Below are 25,413 nucleotides of genomic sequence, written 5' to 3' on the forward strand. Positions count from 1 at the left end.
TCTGGTGGCTCTTTTTTTATAAAGAAACAAATGCAAAGGTTCATTTCTTCAAAGTCAAAACACCCCTTTATCTTTTTTCTGGTGTTTTACACTAACTATAAATTGAACTACTTGGATGTAAAGTTGCTAAATAAACATTCAATTGTACTTACGTTGCAAAAGTGTCGATAAAGCTGACAACTTCAATATTGATGAGTGCATTGAAAGGTAATTAAATTAGGGCATAGGTGGCTGAGTATGAAGAGAAAGGAAGCAACTCAGTTAACGCTGGACTAAATAATGGTTATCTAAAGAGAAGCTTAAAGCCACTTTCTTGCGAAAGTGGCGTTTGTCCTATTGTTAAGCTTAGGACAAAGTTAGCTCTTGAATAAGACGAATAGGCTCACCATCAACATTTAAAATGGCCTTTACAGAAATCTGTTGTGGTTTGTCAGTTTTTGTTACTTTGAAGGTGTATGTTTTTTGTTCATAAGGTGCTATATCAACACTTTTCTGTTGAGATTTTGCGGGGGTGGCTTGCTCGAATGATGTCGAGGTTAGAATAATGTCACCAATTGTATCTCCAGAATAAGGCCCAGATAAATTAAGCTCTACTAACCAATAGTCTTCATGCTCTTTCGTTTTAATTACATTAAACTCAACGCCATTAAACGGGGTTACTCGCTTTGAGAGCGTAGATTGGTGCGTTAACGACTTCCATTTGAGAGTTTGCGCAATAGTAACCTTATCAGCATTTATTTCTGTTGGCAGTGAGATATTATGTGTTCCTGAGCTCAAGCTGCGTTTTAGCTGATGAGTTTTGCTTGGTTTATTAGCACTATTTGTGAGTGTCACTTGTGCAGTAATTTCTAAAGGGGAACCAGTTGGATTGACCACTCTTAAAAAAGGCTTCTGTTGGTGATAATAAATATCAGATTTAATCCCTGAAAGTGTACTAAAACCAGCATTATTTAACGTGGCTATATATTTATTTTCCAAGAACTCTAGTTCAGAACTGGCTTCATCGTGCAGCTCTATAGAGGGGAGTTTTGCCAAAATATTACTCAACTCAAGATCGCATTGTGGTATAAATCTCGCGTGTTGCTGGCAGGTTTTAAACACTCGGTTTAATAGAGCATAATTTTTAAAAAGCCAAGGGTTTGTAAGCGCATTCTCTGCTGTGACAGACACCAAGCGAGTGGGGGTAGGGTTAAATAAGTACGGGGTGATTTTATGGTTGTTATTTTGACCTAATAAGCTGATCTTTTCGCTGTTAAGTGTTGAAATCATTTGCTTATTCAGGGGAATAGAAAATTGTTGGGTTACTTTTTGACTATCACTTTGAGCGTGTAAGTTAATGCTTAATTGTGCTTGCTCGAGCGTTAGGTTTATTGCAAGTTTCTTATCTGCGATTAATGCACTTTTTATCTCAGGTGTCAGGGCTATTTGCTTTGCTTTAAAGTTATCGTAGCTTTGTGCATTTATAATTAAGTGACTGCCATCTTCAATAAGCAGCATCAGCAATTGATCATCACTTGCCTGCTCTTCACCAACAAAAGTACGGCGATATTTTTGGTTTTTTTGGTTACGCTTTCCTTGTAGTGCTATGCCAATGTTTCCTCGATGTAATTGAGCAGCTTCGAACTCGATTAGCGCGGCCACTTGGTTTTTATTTGCTACATCAATGAGTGAACTCGGTTTTGGCGCTGGAAAGTCCATGACTGGGTGGTTGGCAGCTGAGGGGGGATTAATATCTAATCGTGATAACGCCGTTGATTGAGTATTACGTAGCCAGTAAGCGTTACCGTCTTGCTCCCAAGGCCCTGATACAATATGGAAACTAGGTTGGATATTTTCTACAAAATCAGCAAAACCCTGTTCTATTTCCGACCAATTTTTAAAAGTACTTTTAAGCAGTGAGTTAGCTGTTGAAAGTGTGGCTTCGCTGTGTGGGTTCGCTAATCTGAGCTCTTCAATAAAGTGAGCAAAGTACTGTGCCCGTTCAGGAGAGCTTAAAAGATAATGAATAATAAAAAAATTAAGTCCACGTTTTAGTGCTGGATCGTCATTTATTTCTTCAATTGTAGGTTTATTTGCGCTGTAATATTGTTTTAAACCGGTTTCAATGTAATTCATTGGGGCGCGATCAAATACCATGACGGTGAGTTGTTTTTGCTTAGGATCATAGACATGGTGAGCAATCGAATCAGCTAAACCTTCGGTGATCCAATTAGGTGCCCACGTTGAATGGCCGTTTAATGCCATATGAAAAGCATGCATGGTTTCGTGAATAACTATATAACGCTGATGGTGCTCACGGTGGCTGGGGAAATTATATCCGGCACGGTTATAAAACATGGTTTCACCACCAGCCGTTTTATGTACCCCACGTAAAAAACCATCATCAAGCATGGCTTCTCGTACACGGGAGCGACTACTACCATAAACAACTGCAATGCGTTGGCGCTCAATATTTGGGGGAGCCATACCAAATAAAGCAACATAATGTGGATATGCCATTTCAAGTAGCTCTAAGTATAGCGTGACCTTCTCTTTGGGTAGATCACTTTTTAGCGCAAAGTGCTTACTTACCCACCAGTTGTAGCCCCGACTATTTCCTATTTTGCCATCGCTGTATGTATATGGAATTGTTTTTCCTAAAAACTCAATATCGATATTATTGAGTGTGCTGGTATAGCCCTGGACGGTAATGTTTGCTTGCATTTTACTTGGGCCGCTTTTTATGTTGCCGATATCAGGTTTATTATTCGCACTAGTATTAGGCGTGGGCTGACAGGCAGTGAGTAGTAAAGTTAATAATGTGAGAGATATAATTTTTGTCATTTTAGTTGCTTTGTTTGTATATTGTATGCAATATAAAATACTGCGTTTAATTGAAAAAGTAAACTATGAATAATAACCAACAATTACAATCAGCAGCACAGCAGGAAACTGGCAAAAATAAACAAACTTGGCGTAGCTTTGGGTTAGGTTTCTACTTGGCTAATACCATGGAAATTTTTGAGCGTTTAGCTTGGTATGGCTTTTTTGCAGTATCGTCGGTGTATATGACCACACCCATTGAGCAAGGGGGGGTCGGATTTAGTGATGCAGAGCGAGGCGCCGTACAGGGGATAATTCCGTTTTTTTTATACTTATTACCTGTGATCACTGGGGCTTTTGCCGATCGCTATGGCTATAAAAAAATGTTTACATGCTCATTTGTTGTGATGGCGCCAAGCTATTACTTCTTAGGTCAAGTGACTGATTTTAATTCGTTCTTTATGATTTTAATGTTAGTCGCTTTTGGTGCATCCTGCTTTAAACCTGTGGTAGTAGGCACTATTAGTCAAAATACTAACGACAGTAACCGAGGATTAGGCTTTGGTATTTTTTACACTATGGTTAATTTGGGGGGCTTCATTGGCCCGTTAGTGGCTGGGTATTTAAGGACTATTAGTTGGGATGCGGTATTTATTATGTCGGCATCTTGGATTGTTATTAATTTTATTCCATTGCTTTTTTACCGTGAGTCAAGCAGTAAACTACGTAGCAGCATAGGTGCGGCAGCGGTTTTACAGCAAGCTCAACATGTTTTGGGTAACAGCCGTTTCGCATTATTACTGTTTACCAGTGTAATTATTTTAATGACGGGGGGAGTTAGCTGGTTAACATACACTCAAGCTTTTTCACTAATTACGATTTGGTTAGCTGCGAACTGGTTATGGGATAAGTGCGTAAGCGTGCAAAAAGCGTCTAAATGGTATCTACAACCGGTGAGGGTTAGCAATCGTAGTTTTGCACTATATTTAGCAATATTAACGGGGTTTTGGACGGTATATAACCAACTTTTTTATACTCTACCTCTGTTTATACGTGACTATATTGATACTCAAGATTTAGTTGCACTCTTGAGTTACTTTGGTCAATCAGCAGTGGATTTTTTTGCTTATGTTGATATTCAAGCTTTAAGTAACAAACTGCAAACACTGGCTGCTACTCAAAGTCTAACACCAGTCAAAGAGATAAATTTAGAGGCAGTGCGTCTAGAGTTAGTCCACCTAAAAGTCAATGTTCCTGTTGCTGAAATAGCGTTATTTTTTAAACAAGCTAGTGCTTCTAACTTTTCAGCTGAGCAAAGTATGCAAGTGGCGCAGCAGTGGCTTAAATACCGACAGGTAAACCCTGAATACCTGATTAATTTAGATTTTGCAGCTATTGTTCTGTTACAAATAATAGTAAGTGTTAAATGTCAGCATTTTAAAGTTATATCTGTCTTAATAAGCGGTTTAATTGTCACAGCAGGTGCTTTTTTAGTGTTGTTATTAATGAGTGCGGGGGTATTACTAAGCCAGTTGGGAGGTTTAGTAGTGGTAACGGTTATATTATTAATTGCTTTTGGTGAAATGCTCACCTCACCAAAAAGCCAAGAGTATGTTGCCAGCATAGCTCCAAAAGGCAGTGCTGCGATGTTTATGGGTTATTACTTTGTGTCTATGGCATTAGGCTTTTTATTTGCTGGATTTTTGTCTGGGTGGAGCTACGGCTACCTGGTCAAAGAGATAAAGTCACCTGAAATCATGTGGTTATTATTTGCAGGCATTGCACTAGCTACTGGGTTTGGTTTTTATTTATTAGCGCGATACAAAAAGGGCTAAATAAATGATTTTTAAAAATCTGTTTATTTTAATCACCGTGCTTTTAATCAGTCATTGTGAGGCTGCTGCTAGTGAGGTGGTTGATTATAAAAACTTAATAGATAGAACCGGAAGCCCATATTATATGCAGGACTTTGAGCAAGGCGGCCACCAACGTTTTAGCCCTCTTTTTGATCTAGGCGCGTGGCATGGACATTTGCTACCAACGGATGAAAACGTCGGCGCGTTCACCGGGCCTGCTATTGTTACTGAGGAGTATTTAAATTTTATAGCGCCTTATCTAGAAAAGCTGACTGTTTATAAAGGCCTGAAAGTCGATGAGGCCAATAAAGTGAAGCTAGCAATGCGGGCTTACAGCGAACCCGGCGCGTTAGTGCAAGAGCTAAGCGGTGATGGGGTAAACATAACGCTTACTTTGCGCTTTGTGACAAATCGCACTTCATTAGTTAAAACACAGATTAAAACCACTGAGCCTGTTACATTACATTTCACAGGACAGCTTATAAACCATTTACGTGCTAACAATGGCACTGAAAGAGAGGGGCGTTCGCCATTTGTGGTTTATCCGGAATTAAATCCCCAATGGCAAGTCACCAACAATAGTATTGCGATTAGTTTTGGCAAAGTAAGGGCGCATGGACACATACTCACTTCGGGGAGCTCACAGTTATTGCTTAAAAAAACGTTAGCGGTTAGAACACGTCATGACGACCTAAGTTACTCAAGCACAACGCACATAAAAAACAATCGTACATTCTACACAAGCTATTCATATTTATTAAATAATCAAGAAGCGGTACGTGAAAAAGAGGTTATTGATAAAATTTTAAAGCAACCCGAACATCATTTATCACTTAGTAAATTACGTTGGCAAGAGTATATAAATAAAGCCACACAGCCAATTAGTAACAAGCAACCAGCTCTACAAAAACTTGCAGTAAAAAGTGTTGAAACGTTAATTGGAAATTGGCGCAGTAAAGCTGGTGCAGTAGGTTTTGATACCGTTAGTCCAGCCGTGACCGGTCGCTGGTTTTCAGGTAATCAAACTTGGCCTTGGGATAGCTACAAGCAGGCATATGCACTGGTAACATTTAATCCAGAGCTTGCAAAACAAAATTTGAATGCTGTGTTTGAGCATCAAATAACGCCAAACGATGCTGTCAGGTCATGGGATGCTGGATTTATACCTGACTTAGTGGCCTATAATTTTAGTGCAAACCGCGGTGGGGACGGCACAAATTGGAATGAGCGTAATACTAAGCCAAGCTTGGCAGCTTGGGCTGTGTGGCAGGTGTTTGAAAATACAGGCGATACTCAGTGGCTCGCGCACATATACCCTAAACTAGTTGCTTATCGTGAATGGTGGCTACGCAATCGTGATCATAATAAAAACGGTGTGCCAGAGTATGGTGCCACTGTTGATAAAGCTCATAATACTCGTGACGGCAAGTTATTATTTAAAGTAAAAACCTTGGCAGGTTGGCGAACAAGAAGTGGCTTAAAAAACTATAGGACTTACCTAAGCGATGAAGCAACCTTAGAAATTAAAGTTCCGGCACAAACAGCCGCATCTTGGGAATCTGGTCGTGATGATGCTGCTGTGTTTGGTTTTATAAATAATCAACAGTTAAATCGTTATATAAAAAACGGCGGGATTCGTGGTGACTGGTACGTTGGTTTTGCAGAAAATCGTAATGATACAGGTACATTAGTTGGGTATTCATTATTGCAAGAATCTGTGGATCAAGCCTCTTATATGGCTGCTGATAACCGTTATTTAAGTAAAATAGCGAAGCAGCTTAAGTTACCGCACCAAGCAAGTTACTTTTTAAGGCAAGCCGCTCGGTTAAGGGATTATATCAATCGGTGCATGTTTGATAAAAATACAGGCTTCTACTACGACATTGAAATAGCAGATACCCCCTTAGCGAATGGTTGCGCTGGGAGGCCTTTAGTAAAAAGAGGCAAAGGTCCTGAAGGGTGGTCACCGTTGTTTAATCAAGTAGCGAGTATGGAACAGGCCAGTGATGTGGTAAAAACAATGCTTGATAACAATGAGTTTAATACTTACGTTCCGCTTGGCAGTGCTGCGCTGACTAATCCGGCTTTCGGTGCGGATATCTATTGGCGTGGACGAGTATGGCTTGATCAAACTTACTTTGGGTTAGTAGGTATGAGTCATTACGGTTATTGCAAACAAGCTCAACAATTAAGTGAAAAGCTATTAAATCATGCCAATGGTTTGCTTTCTAATGCGCCAATACGTGAGAATTATAATCCGCTTAATGGTGAGCAACAAGGAGCGCCTAACTTTTCATGGAGCGCAGCACATTTATTACTAATTGCTCAAAAGCAAGGTAAATGGTGCCAATAATTGGCACTGTTTAATTCAGTTCACCAGACTAATCACACTATGGGATAAATTAATCACCACTGCTTAAGCTTCACAAATTACAAGAGAATTAACACAAATAGAATATTGTATACAATATTCTATTTGTGTTAATATTTATAGGAGTTACCTTTAAGCAACAGGAAATATGATGAAAACAACGAACACAGATTGGCGCTTTTCAGTTATGCCGGCCGTATTCACATGGCTAAAAGAGTCTGAATCTGGATCATTTGAAATAGACTTTGATACAACAAAGAAATATGCTGCAGAAATTTTAAAAGTGCAAGGGAAAGGCGGTAGTAGAATGGGGGGGCTTGTTGGCTCAGGCACATTAGGTGAAAATAGTTATCTAAGTGTTGATCAGCGTCTTTCTTTACTTGAAGCTCTTTCTGATGTTGCAAAAGAATATGGTGTCCCACTGATCAGTGGCGCAGCGGCAGAAACGAAAGAAGAAATAGCTGAAATTGTAAAGCAACTAGCATCTGTTGGCGTAGATACCGTTATGGTTATGCCGCCAAAAACCAAAGAAGCACCTAGTGATGAAGACATGTATGCGTATTATGCGCTTTGTGCAACAGCCGCAAAAGAGGCGGGGATCACTATTATGCCTTATAATAACCCTGATGCAGCGGGCTATCATGCACTGTCAACAGAGCTTCTTAAAAATCTTGCTGCGCTTCCAGAAGTTACTGCACTAAAAATATCAACGTCAGACGTTTCAATCATTGAGACGATAATGTTAGAAAACAAAGATGCTAAAATTTTGGCAGGTGTAGACACAGTCACTGTGCATGCCGGACTAGCAGGAGCATGTGGCGGGATCACAGGTGTAGGTTGTATCTTTCCAAAAGCGAGTGTGACGATGCAGGAGTATGTAAATAAAGGGGAATGGGCTGAGGCTAACAAAATTTCTCAGGCTATGAATTCCATCTCTTACTTGGATGCTCAACCGCTACTTATGGAGTACCTTAAGTGCGCATTTGGAATTCATCATGACGATAAGGATGGTGGACTTCGTACCTTCGGTAATAAATTAACTCAACAGCAAATTGATGACGTTTGTGCAAGATATCTTTTAGCTAGAGAGAGACTCAAAGCTTTGGACTTGTTAGGCTAATTCGTTTTCTAGTTCTTTCAAGTACTAATTAGCTGCACGGTAAGCATTCGCCGTGCAGCAATGAGTATATTTATCTTATAACCCAAATGGGTTTTCGAGGCTATGAGCGGGTTCAGTGAACCACTTTGGACCATTTTCAGTAATATAAAAGTGATCCTCTAAACGCACACCAAATTCACTAGGTACAACGAGCATTGGCTCATTACTAAAGCACATACCAGCGGCTAGAGGTGTTTTGTCACCGCCGACCAAATAAGGCCATTCATGGATGTCTAAGCCTATGCCATGCCCGGTACGGTGTGGGCAGCCTGGAGTTTGATACTTAGGTCCAAGGCCTTGCTCAGCTAAGTAAGCGCGGGCAGCGTGGTCGACACTTTCACAGCTTTGACCTATTTGAGCTGCATCAAAAGCGGCCATTTGTGCGGCTTTTTCATAATTCCAAAATTGGCGTTGGCGGTCCGTAGCTTCACCAAATACGTAAGTGCGTGTAATATCTGATAAGTAGTCGTGTACTTTACAGCCAGTATCAATTAAAACCATATCTCCTTTTTTAAGAATCTGTGGTTCTTTGACACCATGAGGAAATGATGTCGCGAGGCCAAACAAAACTATGCAAAAGTAGTTACCTGGCGCGCCAACTTTTTGGTGGGCTTGTTTAATAAATTCTTCTACCTCAGTCGTGCTTATACCCTCATATAGCATACTGGCAGTGGCCTGATGAACTTTTAAGGTCATATCCATCGCGCGTTGTATTAGCTTTAGTTCGTTTGCTGATTTATGCATGCGACAATGAGCAGTAACAGGCTGTGCATTAAAAAGGTTTAAGCCTGTTTGCGCTTTATTTATGCCATCGAAAATGAAAAACTGCGCGCTTTCGTCAATCCCGATAGTACCATTAGAGGAAATACCTAACTCGGTTAGTATTTTTAAAAATAATAGGTATGGATTTTCATGCTCAAGCCAGCCGTGAATAGGGCCATCTATTACTTTAAATCCATTTAGTGAGCCTATTTCAAAGTCGGGTGCAATGTAATGCACTTCGCCCTTAGCGGGTAAAATAGCACCGACCATGCGCTCACTTGCGTACCAGCGCATACCCGTAAAGTAAGTAAGGTTAGTCCCGGCATTTAAGTAAATAGCATCAATATTATTGGCTTGCATATACTCTTGAGCACGGGCAATACGGGCTAGATGCTCATCAGCTTGAATGGGAATTAAATCGCGAGTCATATTGGAAAGACTAGCAAGTGCTTGTTCTTTCGTTTGAGTACTAATACCTTTGGTCATCATTAGGTTCTCCTATGTATTTGTTTAATTATAATTTTTAAAGAATTAGCGCATAAACCGGTTTATAGAATATGGCTCTAAATTTATGAAGGGGGCTTTATTGAGACACAAATCTGTAATTAACTCGGCAGTTATGGCTCCTTGTGTCAACCCTAAATGCTGATGACCAAAGGCAAAGTACAGGTTATTGTGATTGGGGGCTTGGCCTATTATAGGTAATGAGTCAGGCAATGATGGCCTACAGCCCATCCATGTAGTCGTGGCACTAAGAGGCTGGCTAGCTAATAACGCTTGTGCATGGGGCAGTAAAGCTAATGCACGTTTATTGTTAGCCTTTCTATTTATACCCGCAAACTCCACTGTGCCTGCCACTCTTAACCCTTGACTCATCGGGGTCAAGATAAGACTCCGTTCAGCAGAAGCTACGGGCCGTGTTAGGCCATGGTTAATATTAACCATACAGTGGTAACCGCGCTCGGTATCTAAAGGTGCTGTGTACCCAAGCGGCTCGATGAGAGAGACACTCCAAGCACCCGCTGCGATCACGACTTTATCGAAATTGAGACTATCTTGTTCATCACTCACCATAAAACCTTTACTTTTAGGCGTGATAGCAACTACTTTCTGTTGACGAAATTGCCCTTTTAATAAACTGAACTTTTGCGCTAATTGGATACAAAATAAATGTGGTTCAATACTATGAGCAACGTCTTCAAATAATAAAGCGTGACTTATTTTATCGGATAAACTGGGCTCTAGAGCATGTACTTGCTTTGTATCAAGTAGCTTTACTTTAATTCCTTGCGCTTGATACATAGCCAAGGTGCGCTGCACATCAACCAATGGGGTTTTTTCAAAGGTTAGTAAACTCCCTTGTTTAGTAAGCAGGTGGTCCAGTTGATAGTTTGCTAATAATCTTTCATAAGCATGAATTGCATGTTCATTTAAGGCTTTGAGAGCGTGTGTATGTGCAATAAATCTGGCTCTAGGCATATTTTTAATAAACTGCCAAAACCAAGGAAGAGCTTTTATTGCATAGCGCCAATCAATGCGCAATGGTCCTAATGGGTTAAAAAGCATAGCAGGTAATTTTTTTAATAATGCTACCTGCGCTAGAGGAAATACCTGTTCGGTGGCAAAGTGCCCAGCATTACCTTTTGAGCAGCCTTGCGCTAGGCCATTTTCATCGTATAGCGTCACTGCAAAGCCAGCTTGTTGTAACTGTAAAGCTGTGCAAATACCAATTACACCGGCACCGATCACGGCGACTCTTTGAGTTCTTGTATTGGTCAAAATTACCTTCCCCTGATGATAAAAGTAAAACGCTATACGTTTTTTAAAAAATAAATCGATATTGTATTTACTGACAAGTAGTAAGAAAAAACTCTACAAGCTCTTTCTAACTCATTTTAGTTATAACTTTCAATTAGTTATGTGTAATTTGTTATTTGTGATCTTTTAAGGGTGTGTACCTATAAATTTAATATTAAAATAGGATATTGATTATTGTATACAATATACCTATCATATCAAGCATAAATTCAGTTCGGAATAGGCAAATGAAAATCAATTGGCATGGCATAAACCCAGCAATGGCCGCTCAGTTTAATAGTGATGAGTTAGTTAGCTCTACATGGCAACTAGTTGGCAGCGCTATAGTAAAAGCTATAGCAGATTTTAAACTACTGGTTGTAAATGAAAAAACTTCTTCATCAACGCTTAACGATACTGCGAAAGCGTATTGTGTTGATGTAAATAAACCTAAATTGGATTAAGTGATGCGCAAAGGAACATTTTTTTGTATAGATGGCCATACTTGCGGTAACCCTGTGCGGCTTATAACAAGTGGCCACCCTCTGTTACAGGGAAATACCATGAGCGAAAAGCGCCAGGACTTTTTAGCTAACCATGACTGGATCCGTCAAGCGCTCATGTTTGAGCCCAGAGGTCACGATATGATGTCGGGCGGTTTTTTATACCCACCTACTAGCGAAGATGGTGATGCAGCCATTTTATTTGTAGAAACTTCAGGCTGCTTACCTATGTGTGGTCACGGTACAATGGGTATTGTTACCTTCGCCTTAGAGCATGGTTTGCTACATGCTAAAACCCCCGGTACTTTAAAACTGGATACGCCAGCAGGACGAGTTCAGGTCAATTATGAAATGACTGGTGGTAAAGTGCAGTGGGTTAAAATTTACAATGTGCCTGCTTATTTAGCGCATCAGTCTATATGTATCAATATTCCAGAGCTGGGCGAATTAAAGGTTGATATCGCCTTTGGTGGTAACTTTTATATTATTGTTGAACCACAGGGCAACTTTAAAGGTATTGAACATTTTAGTGCAGGGCAATTAATCAAATACAGCCCATTAGTGCGTGATGCTATTAATGCCAAAATACAATGTATCCATCCGCTCGACTCTACCGTTCAAGGTGCTAGCCATGTGTTATGGACAGGCTCACCCAAAAATTCCAACTCAGATGCGGCTAATGCGGTTTTTTATGGAGATAAAGCCATTGACCGCTCACCATGCGGAACAGGCACTAGCGCCCGCATGGCTCAGTTGTTTAGTAAAGGCTTATTGCAGCAAGGCGATGCATTTATTCATGAAAGTTATATTGGCAGCCAGTTTATTGGCTGTATAGAGCAGGTGTCTGAAGTGGCAGGTCAAACTGCTATTTTACCTAGCATTCGCGGCTGGTCTCGGGTAACCGGAACGAGCACCATTACAGTAGATGACGACGACCCATATGCCTATGGGTTTCAAGTAATTTAACGAGGAGAAAAGCATGACATTAACAGGACAAAGCCTAATTGCCGGACAATGGCAAGGTCGCGCTGAGCAAGGTGAATTTCAAGCCTTTTCACCGGCTAAAAATCAACCATTATCGACACGCTACTTTAATGTAACGAGTACTCAGTTAAATATGGCAGTTGATGCTGCTAATAATGCTTTTATCGAGTACAGAAAAACGAGTTTTAGTCAGCGTGCAGATTTTTTAGCGTGTATTGCAGAGCAAATTTTAGCACTTGGCGATGATTTACTAACGCAAACCGCGCAAGAAACCAATTTACCTATGGCACGCTTACAAGGTGAGCGAATGCGCACGGTTAATCAGTTAAAAGCATTTGCCAGTGCACTGCGTGAAAACCCAGACTCACCACTAGGTTTAAAGCTGCTTGATGAAGCTGATAGTAATCGCTCGCCATTACCTAAACCTCGTACAGAGCTTAATTACTTACCTCTTGGGCCTGTAGCTGTATTTGGTGCGTCTAATTTTCCGTATGCATTTTCAACACTCGGGGGGGATACCGCCGCCGCACTTGCAGCAGGCTGCCCAGTGGTTGTTAAAAATCATACTGCGCATCCAGGCACTGGGGAGTTAATGGCCCGTGCAGCGCTTGCTGCGATTAAAGAATGTGATATGCCGCTAGGTGTATTTTCAATGCTGCAAAGTGATGTTTACGATATTTCGCATCAATTAGTCGCAGCTCCGGCCATTAAAGCAGTCGGTTTTACTGGGTCGTTTAATGTGGCTAACTTACTGCAGGCTACTATAGCGAAACGCCAAGAGCCAATTCCATTTTATGGTGAGCTAGGTAGCATAAACCCACAAATAGTTTTACCCAATAAAGCGCAAAATGAAGGTAAAGCTATGGCTGAAGCTCTTTGCCAATCAATGCTAATGGGTAATGGCCAATTTTGTACCAGTCCTGGCTTATGGCTGGTACCAACGGGCTGTGATGAATTAGAAGCCGAGGTAGCCAACTGCATTAGTGCAGCCGCCTCAGATACTTTATTAACCCCAGGTATTGTGAAGACCTTTAAAAAGCAAGTTAGCCAGCGCAGTGAGCTCGAAAACGTAGAGCTTATTGCTAAAGGGGAACTCACAGAAGACTTTCATGGTAATGCCCACGTATTTGCATGTAATGTTGATACTTATTTAGCAACTCCAATGTTACGTGAAGAAGTATTTGGCCCAGCCGCTTTATTGGTTCGTTATGAAAGCATGGAGCAGTTAAGCTTACTAGTAGCAGCGCTTGAAGGGCAGCTTACGGCAAGTGTGCATGACAGCGCTGATGATTTAGCTAAAGCTGAACACGTTATAGAAGAGCTGAAATACAAAGTAGGGCGTTTAATACACAATCAAATGCCAACCGGCGTAGAAGTATGTGGCTCAATGAACCATGGTGGACCTTTTCCAAGCTCCACAGATGTTCGCAGCACTTCTGTTGGGTTAAATGCAATGTTGAGATTTTTGCGACCAATTTGCTATCAGTCTTAGTTAATTGTAGCGGGAGTGGAAATTGCATTTCCCGCTATCTCTTTATTATGAAGGATTCTAACTTGGCATGCGTGTTTTCATAGGTATAATGCATATTAAATGCAATTTATAGAAATTACTATGGCCATAGAACATAAAACTCGAACTCAGCTTGTTGCAGAAGCTATCCGCGAAAAAATTCTTTCAGGTGAAATCAAAGCGGGAGATCCATTACGTCAAGCAGCATTAGCCACTGAGCTAAACGTAAGTCGGATTCCAGTACGTGAAGCTTTGCTTCAACTCGAAGCTGAAGGGTTAGTCAACTTTGAAGCTCATAAAGGTGCGACTGCTACACAGCTTTCGGCATCTCAAATTGATGAGATTTTTGATTTAAGAGCATTGCTCGAAGCGGAACTACTAAAACATTCGATAAATAATTTAACTGATCAGGATTTAATTGATGCAGAATTAATTTTAGCTGAGCTTGAAAGCGCTATGGACGCTGGCGATACTCATTTAGCTACTGGAGATTTAAACAGTCAGTTTCATGCTAAATTATACAGCCGCGCCGCGCGCCCACAAACCCGTGAGCTGGTTGATATGTATAGTAAAAACTCTGAGCGCTATGTACGTATGCATATTTTATTGGCAGGTGGTTTAACAAAAGCTCCTGAAGAGCACCGTACTTTACTTGAGTTATGCAGAAAAAAAGACTGTCAAAATGCCTGTGAATTTCTAAAAAATCATATTGTTAAAGCTAAAAACGATATAAAAAAATTACTAATAAAATTAGAAGGTGAAAAAAGTAATTAAAAAATATACCTAGCAACTAGTACAGGCTATTAAACTCTAATTTATAACTTTAGGCATTGCTTTCGCTTTCCAGCAGCAATAATACAGAAGTGATGCCTTCCCTCCCTTTTTATTATTCCAATTAGCACCATAAATAGATCCTTTCTGTTGGGTCGAAAGTTCATAAGAATTTTTCACTAATAAGATCAGTTGCTTAAAGATGAATATGAATTATGTGTATATTTAATATTGTATACAATATGTAATAGGTGTATATTTTTTGTCGTCTAAGTTAAATAGGCAATAAAATCAACAGGAACAAGGGAACATTCACATGTTTACAAATAATAAAAAGCAAACTCGGGGAATAGGCATTAAATCGCTGTTAGCAACGGCGGTAACGGCTGCATTAATAATGACTCCTACAGCAAAAGCAGTTGATGGTAGTAGCATTGTTAAAGGTCATGTAGTGGCACAAGCTGGCAACGATTTAACCGGAGCTACAATAACTTTAAAACATAAAAGTAAAGGCTTAGTGTATACCATTACTAGTAATAATGATGGTGACTATTTACTGCGCAATGTGCCAGTTGGTACATATGATGTCACTATAAGTAAAGAAGGCTTTGAGCCGTTAGTTGAAGAAAATGTTGCAGTGACGATTGGTCAATCAATTATTCTCGATGCACAATTATATAAAGCCGGTAGTGATATTGAGCGAATTGCTGTTACGGGATCCGCCATTCGCCGTGTAGATATGGCTTCGTCTACTTCAGGTCTAACATTCAGTGATGCTGAATTAAAAGCTATGCCAGTAAACACTGGTTTTGAAAGTATTGCGTTATTAGCTCCAGGTACAGCGGCACCGGGTGGCGCAAGTTTTAATGGTGCTTCAAGCTTTGGTGGTTCATCAGCAGCTGAAAATGGTTATTACTTTAATGGCTTAAACGTAACCAGTATCCGTACAGGTTTAGGCTCAATTCGCTTGCCATGGGAAGCTATTTCACAAACGCAAGTGAAAACGGGTGGTGTTAGCCCTGAGTTTGGTGGAGCACTTGGCGGTATTGTTAATGCGGTGTCTAAGTCTGGTGATAATGACTTTAACTTCGGTGCAGAAGTACGTTGGGATCCTGATAGTTTACGTAGCCAGCACGACTCTATTTATCAAGAAAATGGGACTATTAGCACTAATACGAAGCAAAGTAGTTACGATTTTAAAGAGCTTCAGTTATGGGCTAGTGGTGCAATCATCGAAGATACCTTGTTTTTTTATGGTTTGTTTGCACCGCGCCGTGAAGAGTCAACTGGCGCAGGACAAACAACTTATTCTGATTTTGAGCGCGATGAAGACCGCTGGTTTACAAAAGTAGATTGGTTTATAAATGAAGATCACTCAGTGGGTTTTTCAGCAATGAACAATAAGCGCACTTGGACTGATAAAACCTTTGCTTACAGCTGGCAAGAGAATGTGATTGGTGAGCAACAAGGTGTGGATGCACCAGGGGAAGATGGCGGTAAAGTATATAGCTTAAATTATAATGGCTACCTAACTGATACTTTTTCTGTTTCAGCAGTTGTTGGCCGAGTGACTGAAAACGTTGAAAATGTAGTCGCATCTCCAAATCCTGGAGTTTGGGATGAACGTGATGGTTTTGTCACTTTAAGTCAACACACAAATTCATCGGTAACAGAACAAGAATTTACGCGTGACCAAGCAAGAATTGATTTCAACTGGGATCTAGATATGCATTCAATCCAGTTTGGTGTTGATTACACTAATGTAAAAGTTGATTACTTTGAGGGCCAAAACGGCATTGGTGATGCAGAAGGTTGGTGGACGGTTAAAACTGCCGGTGATAATGATATATCGGGAGCTTCTTTAGGAAGTGACTTTATAGAAAGACGAGTTCGAAGTCGCGAAGTCGATTCAGATACAACTTCATTAGCTTTTTATATTAACGACTCATGGCAAGCAACCGATAATTTAGTGCTTAACATGGGGCTACGCTATAGCCAGTTTGAAAACACGGTATCAGATGGTCGTGCCTTCGTTGATATTGACAATCAAATAGCACCGCGTTTGCAAGCTATTTATGATATATCGGGTGATGGCAGCGCTAAGATTTTTGCTACATATGGACGTTATTTCCAACCCGTATCTGCGAACATGAATATCACCCAAGGATCTGCTTCGATTGAATGGTTTGAGTACTTTGAGTTAGATGAACTAGATGCAAACGGTGCACCAACTTTAATGGCTGATGGCTCGCCAAGCAGAGGAGATATGTTGCGAGATAGGCGTTGGCGCCAGCGTGGTATTACTGAACCAGGGTTGATTGCTTCATCTTCATTAAAACCAATGTACAGTGATGAATTTACTATCGGCTATCAGCAAGAAGTATTCGATACTATGTCAGCGGGTGTACGAGCGATTTATCGTGATCTTGGACGCAGCGTTGAAGACACTGATGTCGGCCCAGTATTAGCTAAAAAGCTTGCAGAAATGGGCATTACCGATAACGTGGGTCAAGGTTCTTACTATGTGCTTAATAACCCAGGTGAAGCTATTCAAATGTCATATGATTTTGACGGTGATGGTCAGGTTGATGAGGTTAATTTAAGTACTGATGAACTTGCTTTACCAGAGGCGCAGCGTAAGTATTTAGCACTTGAGTTTACCTTAGATGGCAATGTGACGGATGATTTACGAATTAATACTTCGTATACCTGGTCACATAGTTATGGTAACACCGAAGGGCTTGTGAAAACGGATAACGACCAAGCTGATCCAGGCTGGACAACCTCTTATGACTATGGCGATTTGATGGATCACGGCTACGGTAACTTACCTAACGACCACCGCCATGCATTTAAATTCAGTGGTGCATACAACATCACAGAAGCTCTGACCATTGGTCTTGTTGCCCGTACTACATCAGGCCGTCCTAAAAGTTACTTTTCAGTTCATCCAGCGGGCGTAGATAGCTGTGCAGAGGGGAATCCTTGGGATGCGTGTATTAGCCAATACTATGATCAAGCATCACATTACGATGAAAATGGTAATCCAGCTCCTCGTGGTAGCAAAGGAAACCTACCTTGGTTAACGAATGTCGATATGTCATTGACTTATAACACGGACTTTTTTGGTACCAATATGACTTTAAAAGGCACCGTCTATAACTTATTTGATGGTGATAGTGCTATGTCAATCAATGAAGAGCGTGCGCAGTACGGTGATAATGGCTTAGAACTGAATCCAGACTATGGACTCGTGACGGGGCGTCAAGGCGCGCGTTATGTGTCTTTACTTGCACGTATAGAGTTTTAACTCCCTAGTGAAACAGCTGTTTGAAAACAGCGGACTAAGCTATTTATCTTAGGGTAATTTAGTGTGTTGTTTTGATGTTTAAGCACATGCTCATTTGAGCCATACAGCCTTGATGCTGAGCAGGAAACTGCTTGGCATTTTTCGTATAAATTTTAAGGTTAACTATGACGAACAGTTTATATTCTCATTGGCAACAGCCTAAAGATGGTTGGCTGCAAGTGGATACTCTTGATATGCATACCGGCGGTGAACCTTTACGCATAATCATTGATGGGTTTGCTGAACTACAAGGGCAAACCATGATTGAAAAGCGAGCTGATTGCCTAACAAGATTCGATCACCTACGTAAAGCACTGATGTTCGAACCCCGAGGTCATGCTGATATGTACGGCGCGTTGATCACAAAACCTGAACGTAAAGATAGCCATTTTGGCGTACTGTTTTTACATAATGAAGGCTATAGCACAATGTGTGGTCACGCTATCATTGCGCTTGCCACAGCAGCTAAAGATAGCAGCATTTGCAACTTTATTGAAGGCATTAATGAATTACGTATAGATACACCTGCAGGGCTTATCAAGGCGTATATTACTCTTCGAAATAACCAACTAATAAGTGTTTGTTTTGATAATGTTGCAAGTTATGCAGAAAAACTTGATATGCCAATAGAGATACCTCTGTTTGGTACCGTCAATTGTGATATTGCTTATGGCGGCGCTTATTATGCTTTTGTAGATGCTGATACTTTGGATGTAAGTTTGGCGCCCAACAATCATGAACAAATTATTAGCTTAGGAAAAATCATTAAGCAGGATGTTAATAGCCACTACCAACCAAAACACCCGACCGATGATGCATTAAGTTTTTTATATGGGGTGATTTTCTATTCAAATTCACAAAAAAGTCATTCTGTATTTAGCCGCCATGTCTGCATTTTTGCTGAGGGCGAATTAGATCGCAGCCCTACTGGTACCGGCGTGAGTGCCAGAGCTGCATTAGAGTTTGCAAAAGGCAGGCTTAAATTAGGACAGCAAATAAAAATAGAGAGTATTTTAGGCTCTATATTTTCAGTTGAGCTAAAAGCGCAACGCATGTTAGCTGATACCCATGCAGTAATACCTAGAGTGAGCGGTGAAGCTTTTGTCACTGGCAAACATACTTTTTTAATTGATCCAAATGATCCCCTAAAGCAAGGATTTATATTTCGATGAAAAATCAATTTACCTCTCGCCAACAATTACTAAAGCAGGCATTAAAAAAAAATGGGTTAACAGCGCTACTCGTATTAGGCCATGAAAATATTCGTTACTTAAGTGGCTTTAGCGGTAATGCTGCTTACGCGTTAATAACTGCGGAGGAAAGTGTACTAATAACCGATTATCGCTATTTTGGCCGAGCTCAAGAAGAGTCTATTGGCTTTGAGGTTGTCAGCCGTGATCGTGATAGTGAAACATTAGGTCAGTGCATAAATCGTTTTTTAACGACTAATAGTCAATTAGGTTTTGATGCCGCTTTTATTGATGTTGCACTTTGGCAGCAAGTGGCAAGTGAGTTAACTAGTCATACAGTTACACAAGTTACCGGTATGGTTGAACGTTTACGCATGGTTAAAAATGATTGGGAAGTCGAGCAAATAAAAGCGGCTGCGGCCATTGCTGACGAAGCGCTTAGACAAACATTACCCTATTTTAAAGAAGGTGTAACAGAGCGAGACCTAGCGCTGGAACTTGAATTCAGAATGCAAAAACTAGGCTCTGAAGGAATGTCGTTTGCCACTATTTTAATGTTTGGAGAGCGTTCTGCACTGCCTCATGGCAGCCCGAGTGAACGTACTCTATCTAAAGGTGATTTTATTACTCTTGACTTTGGCGCAGTGGTGAATGGTTACCGCTCTGATATGACTCGCAGTTATGTACTTGGTAAAGCTTCAAAGAAACAATCAGCAATCTATCAAAGCGTAAGTAATGCTCAGCAAGCAGCGATCAACCTACTCAAAGCAGGTGTTGACTGTCTAGACTTACAAAATATCTCACAGCAAGTACTCGATGACTCTGGTTTTGGTAAATGGGCAGGGCAAGGGTTGGGCCATGGAGTTGGCTTGTTTTTACATGAGTTGCCCTTTATTAATAAAAATTGCCGTCATGTATTAGAGGCAGGTAATGTGATCACGATTGAACCTGGTATTTACATTCCGAATTTTGGTGGTGTGCGAATAGAAGACGATATTTTAATAACTCAAAATGGTTATGAAGTATTAACCCAGGCTCCTAAGCCGTTCGAATTGGAGGGGTAGGATGAAAGTAATAGATCAAACGCAAATTGATGCTGTCCTAGATTTTGACTCGCTTCGCATTGCTTTACAAAAAGGGTTTGCTCAGCAGTTTACTATGCCCAAGCGTCATGTGTATGAGTTAGATAAAACAGACACAAACCATGACGCATTTGCCGTATTACCAGCATGGAATGAACAGGTTATTGGAGTAAAGGCATTTACCTACTTTCCAAGTAATACTGATAGTGAGTATGCGTCACTTTATTCAAAAATAATGCTGTTCTCTCGCGCTCATGGTGAACCTCTTGCTCTAGTTGATGGTACACGTGTAACACTTTGGCGCACAGCTGTAGTATCTGCTTTGGCAAGCTACTATTTATCGCGAAAAGATAGCCAGCATTTAGTGTTTTTTGGCAGCGGCAATTTAGCTGAGTATATGGTTCGAGCACACTTGAGTGTGCGCGATTTTAAATGTGTAACGTTAATTGGGCGTAATCAAGATAAAGTTGCTGTTTTACACAATAGCTTACAGCGTGCATTTACTGATATTAAGTTTGTTATCGGACAAAGTTGTGAAAAAGTTATTAAAAGTGCCGATGTGATCAGCTGCGCAACAGGTTCACCAACGCCATTATTTAAAGGTGGTTGGTTAAAGCCTGGTACGCATGTTGATTTGATTGGTAATCATCGCTGCGACTCGCGCGAATGTGACAGTGTTACTATCGCACAAAGTAAGGTATATGTAGATAGCAAGGAGAATGTTCTTGCTGAAGCTGGTGAATTGTTGATTCCTATTTCTGAGGGAGTTTTTGATGAAGCTAATATATCCGGCGAGCTTGCGGATCTAGCTAAAAAAAATAACTATGAGAGAAAATGTGAATCCGATATAACAGTATTTAAGTCTGTTGGCACAGCGTTAAGTGATCTTATAACTGCACATTATATTTATAAGTCATTAAAAAAATGAGTAGCTTATTACTTTTATTATTAGGGCTTTGTTTCGTTATGTTGAGCTTATTAACATTTATAAGATGGCTCAGGATTCGTTATGATAAGCACCATTGGCGAGTTTGTAAAATTGTAAACATTAACAATGTAATTGATAATAACGTGCGCAATTTAGAGCTTTTCTACTACAAAAAAATATTAGTCAGCTATGAATTTAAAAGCAAGATTTATAGTGTTTATATTGCATTTGATCATCAGCTTATAGCCCAGTTTAAAAATGGGATTGATTGTACAATTTTAATTGACTCTAACAATCCTAATGTCACTTATCTGAATAGTAATTACTGGGTGAAGTACTGTGGAGTTTGGCTTTTTTCGGGCATTATTTTTATAGCTTCAAGTTTCTTAATCCACATCTGAATTGGGTATAATAAGAGAGCAGGTTAAGGTGTTTGCTTAAAGTGTGTAGTTTAGCTTTTTAAAAAATGTATCTTATTTTGTAAAAGTTAAAATAGCTTACGACAACTGGAAAATCTTTTTCCCTTTTAAATATTGGTTGACTATAGTATTTTCTCAAAGTGGTGATGCAAATAAAAGGGACTCATAAGTATTAAATATTTAGGGTATACCTGTAATTAATAATTTAAAGGTTAGGCATATTTTATTCCTATAATCGATTGTCAGGGTATAGGTTTTTACTAAGGCTAAGTTGCAGGTTCGATCCCTGCCGAGCGCCATTTGCTCCCTTACCTTTTCTTGATAGTAAATACTAACATCCAAGTAAATGGTGACCTGAGTGTGACCAAGTTAAAAACGTTGACTTAAACGCACCATTAATTTTTAAAAAGTGTTAATCTAATACTTTAACTAGCACATTTTACATCTAGCTAAGGAGTTGCATTATGATATACCTAGATTCAGCCGCATCTTACCCACTTCTTTCTGAAGTTAAAGAATCACTAATGCAGGCATTTGAAAACTGTTATGCGAATTCTGCCTCTAGTCACCTTTTAGGTGAATCTGCCTTAGCCAAGGTCAATGATGTAAGAGAGCTGCTAGCTGATGAAATTGGGGCTTTTCCAAGTGAAATAGTTTTCACCAGTGGTGCAACAGAATCAAACAATATAGCTTTTAAAAGTTTATTGCTTGGTGATGAAAACCTAAAAACTAAAAAACACATTGTGATTTCATCAATAGAGCACAAATGTATTTTTGCAATCTGCGATTACTTCCAAAAACTAGGTTATGACATTTCACTTGTCAAACCAAATGCTAATGGGGTGATCACAGCTGAAAATGTTAAAGCACTAATAAAAGAAGATACAGCTCTTGTATCTATAATGCATGTGAATAATGAACTTGGCACAATTAATCCTATAGCTGAAATCGGTGAGCTTTGCTTTTCAAAAGGTATTATATTTCACTCAGATGCAGCTCAAAGCTTCTGTAAAACAGATATTGACGTTGATGAGATGAATATTGATGTAATGTCATTTTCTGCTCATAAGGTTGGTGGACCAAAAGGAATTGGTGCTGTTTATATTCGTGACCTCAGAAAACGCAATCTTCTACCTGTAACACATGGCGCAGGTCAAGAGGATGGCCTAAGAGGTGGGACTGTTGCAGCGCCATTAATTATTGGTTTTGGTAAAGCAATTGAAGTATTTCCACAAGCGTATAGCAACTTTGAGAATGATGCCCTTAAATCTTACTTCTTAAAAAAATTACAAGAAAATGAAATCGAATACCTCATAAACGGGCAAGGTAATATTTTACCTCACATACTTTCATTATCTCTTCCGAAGACTAATGTAGGTGTACTGGTTCGTGATAATGAGAATTCTGTTTGTCTTGCTCAAGGGTCAGCATGTTCTTCAAAAGAGATAGAAGCTTCACATGTTTTAACCGCATTAGGCTTAACTCGAGAGCAAGCTGAGCATACCTTTAGAATTAGTTTTACCCATGAAATCACAACCGCTAATATTGATTTCTTAATCACAGCGATAAAAAAAGCGGCTTATTGAGCCGCTTCCTATTATTTATAACAAGTTACACAGGCTCCACCGCCTTCAGCTTCGTCATAAATATCATCGAGTTCATTAAACTCGCAATAACCTTCAAAATCACCTAGCAAAGCATTTCGGCGTTTCTTTTTGTTGAAACGAGCTACTTTTTTCTCATGATTTTCAATAATACGCTTTTGAACAGCGGGATCTTCTAGAGTCTCTAAAGGCTGACCTTGGCCCATCCAATAAAAGCGTTCGCCAACAGTAGTATTTTCATCATCACCTTTTTCAAATGCTTTAGCTTCTTCAAAAAGGTCTGGGTGCTTTTCCATAAGCTTAACCCATTCAATTTTCCTTTGATAAAAACAAAAAGTACATCCTGAGCGAGAGCGCCACTTATAATAATCAGGTAGTTCTAAACCATTACGTTGTAATATATTTTCGATATCACTACGAACAATGCCATGCTCTCTAAATGGGAATACTGACTCGATAGGCTTCTCTATAGTCATGTAACCTGTACGTTCAGGTTCATCAGCACGAATGCCCACGTAATTCTTTATTTTGTATCCATCCTTTATAAAACCATCTAACCATTGTTCAAATGGTTTTAGCTTCATTTGTACGGTACACCAGCGGTCTCTTTGTGAAGGTAAGTAGTTACCATGCTCTTTTAGAAGGTGTGCAAAATCTTTCTCACCACGCCCTTCAATATTATTTAATGAACGAGCATTTAACCTATGTATATAACCTAACTTCTCTTCAAGTTGGTCGATAAACTCATTGGTTTCAGGTAATTCATACCCTGTATCTGTAAAAAAATACTCTACATCTAATTCAGGGTATGTTTCCTTTACAAAAAGCGCTAAAGCGCTGCTGTCTTTACCGCCAGAAAGTCCTAGTACGTGTTTAACTTTTTCAGTCATCAGCCACCTCTGACTCACTCTGTTCCATCAAGTTCGTTAACAAACTCGTTAATGCTGCAAGCTGTTTCTCTTTCGACATAGTAGCAATCGTAGTTTGAATATGATCAACAGCAGCTGTTACGTCTTTATCTTGCTCTAAATTGTGCTTAATAAAACCACCAAATTCTTGATGGTTACCTTCAGTATCGGTGGTAATAAATGCTAATGGCTTAGAATTTCCTTGAGTTTGAATATTTCCAAAAGACTCAATTCTTCTAAACTGAACACATAAATTTTGTAATTCATCAAGGCCATTACGTAAATGCTTATCGGTCCAATTTCGTTCTGGTGTGCCTGCGGCTAAATTAATAATAAATTCAAATTTTGTTTTACCAACAATGTGCTGTGAAATACGCTTTGCAAGCTCTTTTACATTTGGTCGTTTAGCAATCTTTTCAACAAAGTCACAACGCTCTTTTAGAGTTTGATTAAAGTCTTCACCTAACATTTGAACTATGATTTGCTTAAAACCACTTAATAAAATATCGTGCTGAGCACTTAAATCTTCAATAGCAGTTTTTAAATAATTGCCAAGCTTATCTTCAAGGGTAGGATCATCCTTCTTAAACCCAAATACAGCAGGTAAATCATCTAAAATTAATTTGTAAGGATCGTTTGCTGCAATAACTTTATTTCTAAAATCACGAGCTTGCTTTGTTAAACCATTGCCTTTATCACCAGTAAAGCTTTCGCCACTGGTTTTTTTAACCCATGCAGGTAGCTTATGAACAATCCCTACAATATGTTTAGCTATATTTAAAATAGCAGCATCATTTTTAGCGTCACCCAGTGTCGCCTGAGCTAAATTGTCCAGTAAGTGACTTTGTATTTCAGATATATCGAAATAACGAACCCCTGCCTCATTTGGGTGTTTGTAAATTTTGTTTACTAGCTCTTCATTAAGTTCAGGAATGAATATAAACTGATTTGTAGAATCCCAATCGTAAAAAGCAACTTGCCCTTCGAGAGACTTTAATAAAGCTAAGCCGTAAATACGGCATAAACCTGCGGTTAAACCAAAAGGAGGGCGCATCCAAAAATCATAAAGGTCAGCTAATGTTACTTGTTTGTTTTTTGAGTTGCAGGTTCGATCCCTGCCGAGAGCGCCATTTGCTCCTTTTTTTGTTATTTTCTACACTGTTTATATCCTTTTTATCTTCATGATTTTAAAACATGACTTATCAACCCATTGCATGTGGTGATTACGACCAATTCGAATTGTGGTGTATGCACTCAACAGAATTACAGATTACATTGCACTCAGGCGAGCAAGTAAATGGCAAAGCGATTAACTTACAGATTATAAGTCCTGAAGGTGAGCACTTAATTTTGAGCACAAAAAAAGGCGAACACGCCGTTCGCCTTGATTTAATCAAATCTGTTGAGCCACGCTAAGG

The 25,413-nt window shown here is 39.7% G+C and carries 18 protein-coding genes; 13 read left to right on the plus strand and 5 right to left on the minus strand.

Annotated features, from left to right (window positions below):
- Positions 1-345 precede the first annotated feature (345 nt).
- A complete protein-coding gene (locus BWD47_RS10895) occupies positions 346-2,823 on the minus strand; it encodes a hypothetical protein (protein ID WP_075593967.1) in 2,478 nt (825 codons plus the stop codon).
- 65 nt (positions 2,824-2,888) lie between these two features.
- Here BWD47_RS10895 and BWD47_RS10900 point away from each other — a divergent pair, with 65 nt between their 5' ends.
- The 3 genes from BWD47_RS10900 to BWD47_RS10910 all read left to right on the plus strand — a co-directional run bounded on the left by BWD47_RS10900 (position 2,889) and on the right by BWD47_RS10910 (position 8,149).
- Positions 2,889-4,637, plus strand: coding sequence for an MFS transporter (locus BWD47_RS10900; protein ID WP_075593968.1), 1,749 nt, complete (start codon positions 2,889-2,891; stop codon positions 4,635-4,637).
- Between the two features lie 4 nt (positions 4,638-4,641).
- On the plus strand, positions 4,642-7,011 hold the full coding sequence (gene ygjK / locus BWD47_RS10905) for an alpha-glucosidase (RefSeq protein ID WP_075593969.1): 2,370 nt from the start codon (positions 4,642-4,644) through the stop codon (positions 7,009-7,011).
- Positions 7,012-7,180: 169 nt separating this feature from the next.
- A complete protein-coding gene (locus BWD47_RS10910; RefSeq protein WP_075593970.1) occupies positions 7,181-8,149 on the plus strand; it encodes a dihydrodipicolinate synthase family protein in 969 nt (322 codons plus the stop codon).
- A gap of 75 nt (positions 8,150-8,224) precedes the next feature.
- Here BWD47_RS10910 and BWD47_RS10915 read toward each other — a convergent pair whose 3' ends face one another.
- Together BWD47_RS10915 and BWD47_RS10920 are read right to left on the minus strand one after the other, a co-directional pair.
- On the minus strand, positions 8,225-9,439 hold the full coding sequence (locus BWD47_RS10915; protein ID WP_075593971.1) for a Xaa-Pro peptidase family protein: 1,215 nt from the start codon (positions 9,437-9,439) through the stop codon (positions 8,225-8,227).
- Positions 9,440-9,481: 42 nt separating this feature from the next.
- Positions 9,482-10,729, minus strand: a complete 1,248-nt coding sequence (locus tag BWD47_RS10920) for an FAD-binding oxidoreductase (RefSeq protein WP_075593972.1) — start codon at positions 10,727-10,729, stop codon at positions 9,482-9,484.
- A gap of 266 nt (positions 10,730-10,995) precedes the next feature.
- Between BWD47_RS10920 and BWD47_RS10925 the strand changes: the two genes are divergently transcribed.
- From BWD47_RS10925 to BWD47_RS10970, 9 genes are all read left to right on the plus strand, one after another.
- Positions 10,996-11,211 carry a hypothetical protein gene (locus BWD47_RS10925; protein WP_075593973.1) on the plus strand — a complete coding sequence of 72 codons (216 nt, stop codon included), beginning with the start codon at positions 10,996-10,998 and terminating at the stop codon, positions 11,209-11,211.
- A gap of 3 nt (positions 11,212-11,214) precedes the next feature.
- On the plus strand, positions 11,215-12,216 hold the full coding sequence (locus BWD47_RS10930) for a 4-hydroxyproline epimerase (RefSeq protein ID WP_075593974.1): 1,002 nt from the start codon (positions 11,215-11,217) through the stop codon (positions 12,214-12,216).
- Between the two features lie 13 nt (positions 12,217-12,229).
- A complete protein-coding gene (locus tag BWD47_RS10935) occupies positions 12,230-13,726 on the plus strand; it encodes an aldehyde dehydrogenase (NADP(+)) (protein WP_075593975.1) in 1,497 nt (498 codons plus the stop codon).
- Positions 13,727-13,846: 120 nt separating this feature from the next.
- A complete protein-coding gene (locus BWD47_RS10940) occupies positions 13,847-14,518 on the plus strand; it encodes a GntR family transcriptional regulator (RefSeq protein ID WP_069439272.1) in 672 nt (223 codons plus the stop codon).
- Between the two features lie 313 nt (positions 14,519-14,831).
- Positions 14,832-17,825 carry a TonB-dependent receptor domain-containing protein gene (locus BWD47_RS10945; protein WP_075593976.1) on the plus strand — a complete coding sequence of 998 codons (2,994 nt, stop codon included), beginning with the start codon at positions 14,832-14,834 and terminating at the stop codon, positions 17,823-17,825.
- 164 nt (positions 17,826-17,989) lie between these two features.
- A complete protein-coding gene (locus BWD47_RS10950; protein WP_075593977.1) occupies positions 17,990-19,036 on the plus strand; it encodes a proline racemase family protein in 1,047 nt (348 codons plus the stop codon).
- Positions 19,033-20,118, plus strand: a complete 1,086-nt coding sequence (locus tag BWD47_RS10955; protein WP_075593978.1) for a Xaa-Pro peptidase family protein — start codon at positions 19,033-19,035, stop codon at positions 20,116-20,118. The genes BWD47_RS10950 and BWD47_RS10955 overlap by 4 nt, the downstream gene beginning before the upstream one ends.
- A 1-nt stretch (position 20,119) precedes the next feature.
- Positions 20,120-21,064 carry an ornithine cyclodeaminase family protein gene (locus BWD47_RS10960; protein ID WP_075593979.1) on the plus strand — a complete coding sequence of 315 codons (945 nt, stop codon included), beginning with the start codon at positions 20,120-20,122 and terminating at the stop codon, positions 21,062-21,064.
- A gap of 883 nt (positions 21,065-21,947) precedes the next feature.
- Positions 21,948-23,069, plus strand: a complete 1,122-nt coding sequence (locus BWD47_RS10970) for a cysteine desulfurase family protein (protein WP_075593981.1) — start codon at positions 21,948-21,950, stop codon at positions 23,067-23,069.
- Between the two features lie 11 nt (positions 23,070-23,080).
- Here the strand turns inward: BWD47_RS10970 and BWD47_RS10975 are convergent, their stop codons facing one another.
- Together BWD47_RS10975 and BWD47_RS10980 are read right to left on the minus strand one after the other, a co-directional pair.
- Positions 23,081-23,977 carry a phosphoadenosine phosphosulfate reductase family protein gene (locus tag BWD47_RS10975; protein ID WP_065978338.1) on the minus strand — a complete coding sequence of 299 codons (897 nt, stop codon included), beginning with the start codon at positions 23,975-23,977 and terminating at the stop codon, positions 23,081-23,083.
- Positions 23,970-25,049: a hypothetical protein gene (locus BWD47_RS10980; protein ID WP_256719361.1), complete on the minus strand. Its 1,080-nt coding sequence runs from the start codon at positions 25,047-25,049 to the stop codon at positions 23,970-23,972. The genes BWD47_RS10975 and BWD47_RS10980 overlap by 8 nt, the downstream gene beginning before the upstream one ends.
- Before the next feature lie 140 nt (positions 25,050-25,189).
- On the opposite strand from BWD47_RS10980, the gene BWD47_RS10985 reads away from it, so the two are divergent.
- Positions 25,190-25,411 carry a Rho-binding antiterminator gene (locus BWD47_RS10985; RefSeq protein WP_036973086.1) on the plus strand — a complete coding sequence of 74 codons (222 nt, stop codon included), beginning with the start codon at positions 25,190-25,192 and terminating at the stop codon, positions 25,409-25,411.
- Positions 25,412-25,413 lie beyond the last annotated feature (2 nt).

The sequence above is a fragment of the Pseudoalteromonas sp. PAB 2.2 genome (assembly GCF_001938575.1).
GTDB classification, from domain to species: Bacteria; Pseudomonadota; Gammaproteobacteria; order Enterobacterales; family Alteromonadaceae; genus Pseudoalteromonas; species Pseudoalteromonas lipolytica.

Coding starts and splice junctions, on each gene's coding strand:
- BWD47_RS10895 (WP_075593967.1), bottom strand. CDS start 2,823: ATGACAAAAATTATATCTCTCACATTATTAACTTTACTACTCACTGCC.
- BWD47_RS10900 (WP_075593968.1), top strand. CDS start 2,889: ATGAATAATAACCAACAATTACAATCAGCAGCACAGCAGGAAACTGGC.
- ygjK (WP_075593969.1), top strand. CDS start 4,642: ATGATTTTTAAAAATCTGTTTATTTTAATCACCGTGCTTTTAATCAGT.
- BWD47_RS10910 (WP_075593970.1), top strand. CDS start 7,181: ATGAAAACAACGAACACAGATTGGCGCTTTTCAGTTATGCCGGCCGTA.
- BWD47_RS10915 (WP_075593971.1), bottom strand. CDS start 9,439: ATGATGACCAAAGGTATTAGTACTCAAACGAAAGAACAAGCACTTGCT.
- BWD47_RS10925 (WP_075593973.1), top strand. CDS start 10,996: ATGAAAATCAATTGGCATGGCATAAACCCAGCAATGGCCGCTCAGTTT.
- BWD47_RS10930 (WP_075593974.1), top strand. CDS start 11,215: ATGCGCAAAGGAACATTTTTTTGTATAGATGGCCATACTTGCGGTAAC.
- BWD47_RS10935 (WP_075593975.1), top strand. CDS start 12,230: ATGACATTAACAGGACAAAGCCTAATTGCCGGACAATGGCAAGGTCGC.
- BWD47_RS10940 (WP_069439272.1), top strand. CDS start 13,847: ATGGCCATAGAACATAAAACTCGAACTCAGCTTGTTGCAGAAGCTATC.
- BWD47_RS10945 (WP_075593976.1), top strand. CDS start 14,832: ATGTTTACAAATAATAAAAAGCAAACTCGGGGAATAGGCATTAAATCG.
- BWD47_RS10950 (WP_075593977.1), top strand. CDS start 17,990: ATGACGAACAGTTTATATTCTCATTGGCAACAGCCTAAAGATGGTTGG.
- BWD47_RS10955 (WP_075593978.1), top strand. CDS start 19,033: ATGAAAAATCAATTTACCTCTCGCCAACAATTACTAAAGCAGGCATTA.
- BWD47_RS10960 (WP_075593979.1), top strand. CDS start 20,120: ATGAAAGTAATAGATCAAACGCAAATTGATGCTGTCCTAGATTTTGAC.
- BWD47_RS10970 (WP_075593981.1), top strand. CDS start 21,948: ATGATATACCTAGATTCAGCCGCATCTTACCCACTTCTTTCTGAAGTT.
- BWD47_RS10975 (WP_065978338.1), bottom strand. CDS start 23,977: ATGACTGAAAAAGTTAAACACGTACTAGGACTTTCTGGCGGTAAAGAC.
- BWD47_RS10980 (WP_256719361.1), bottom strand. CDS start 25,049: ATGCGCCCTCCTTTTGGTTTAACCGCAGGTTTATGCCGTATTTACGGC.
- BWD47_RS10985 (WP_036973086.1), top strand. CDS start 25,190: ATGACTTATCAACCCATTGCATGTGGTGATTACGACCAATTCGAATTG.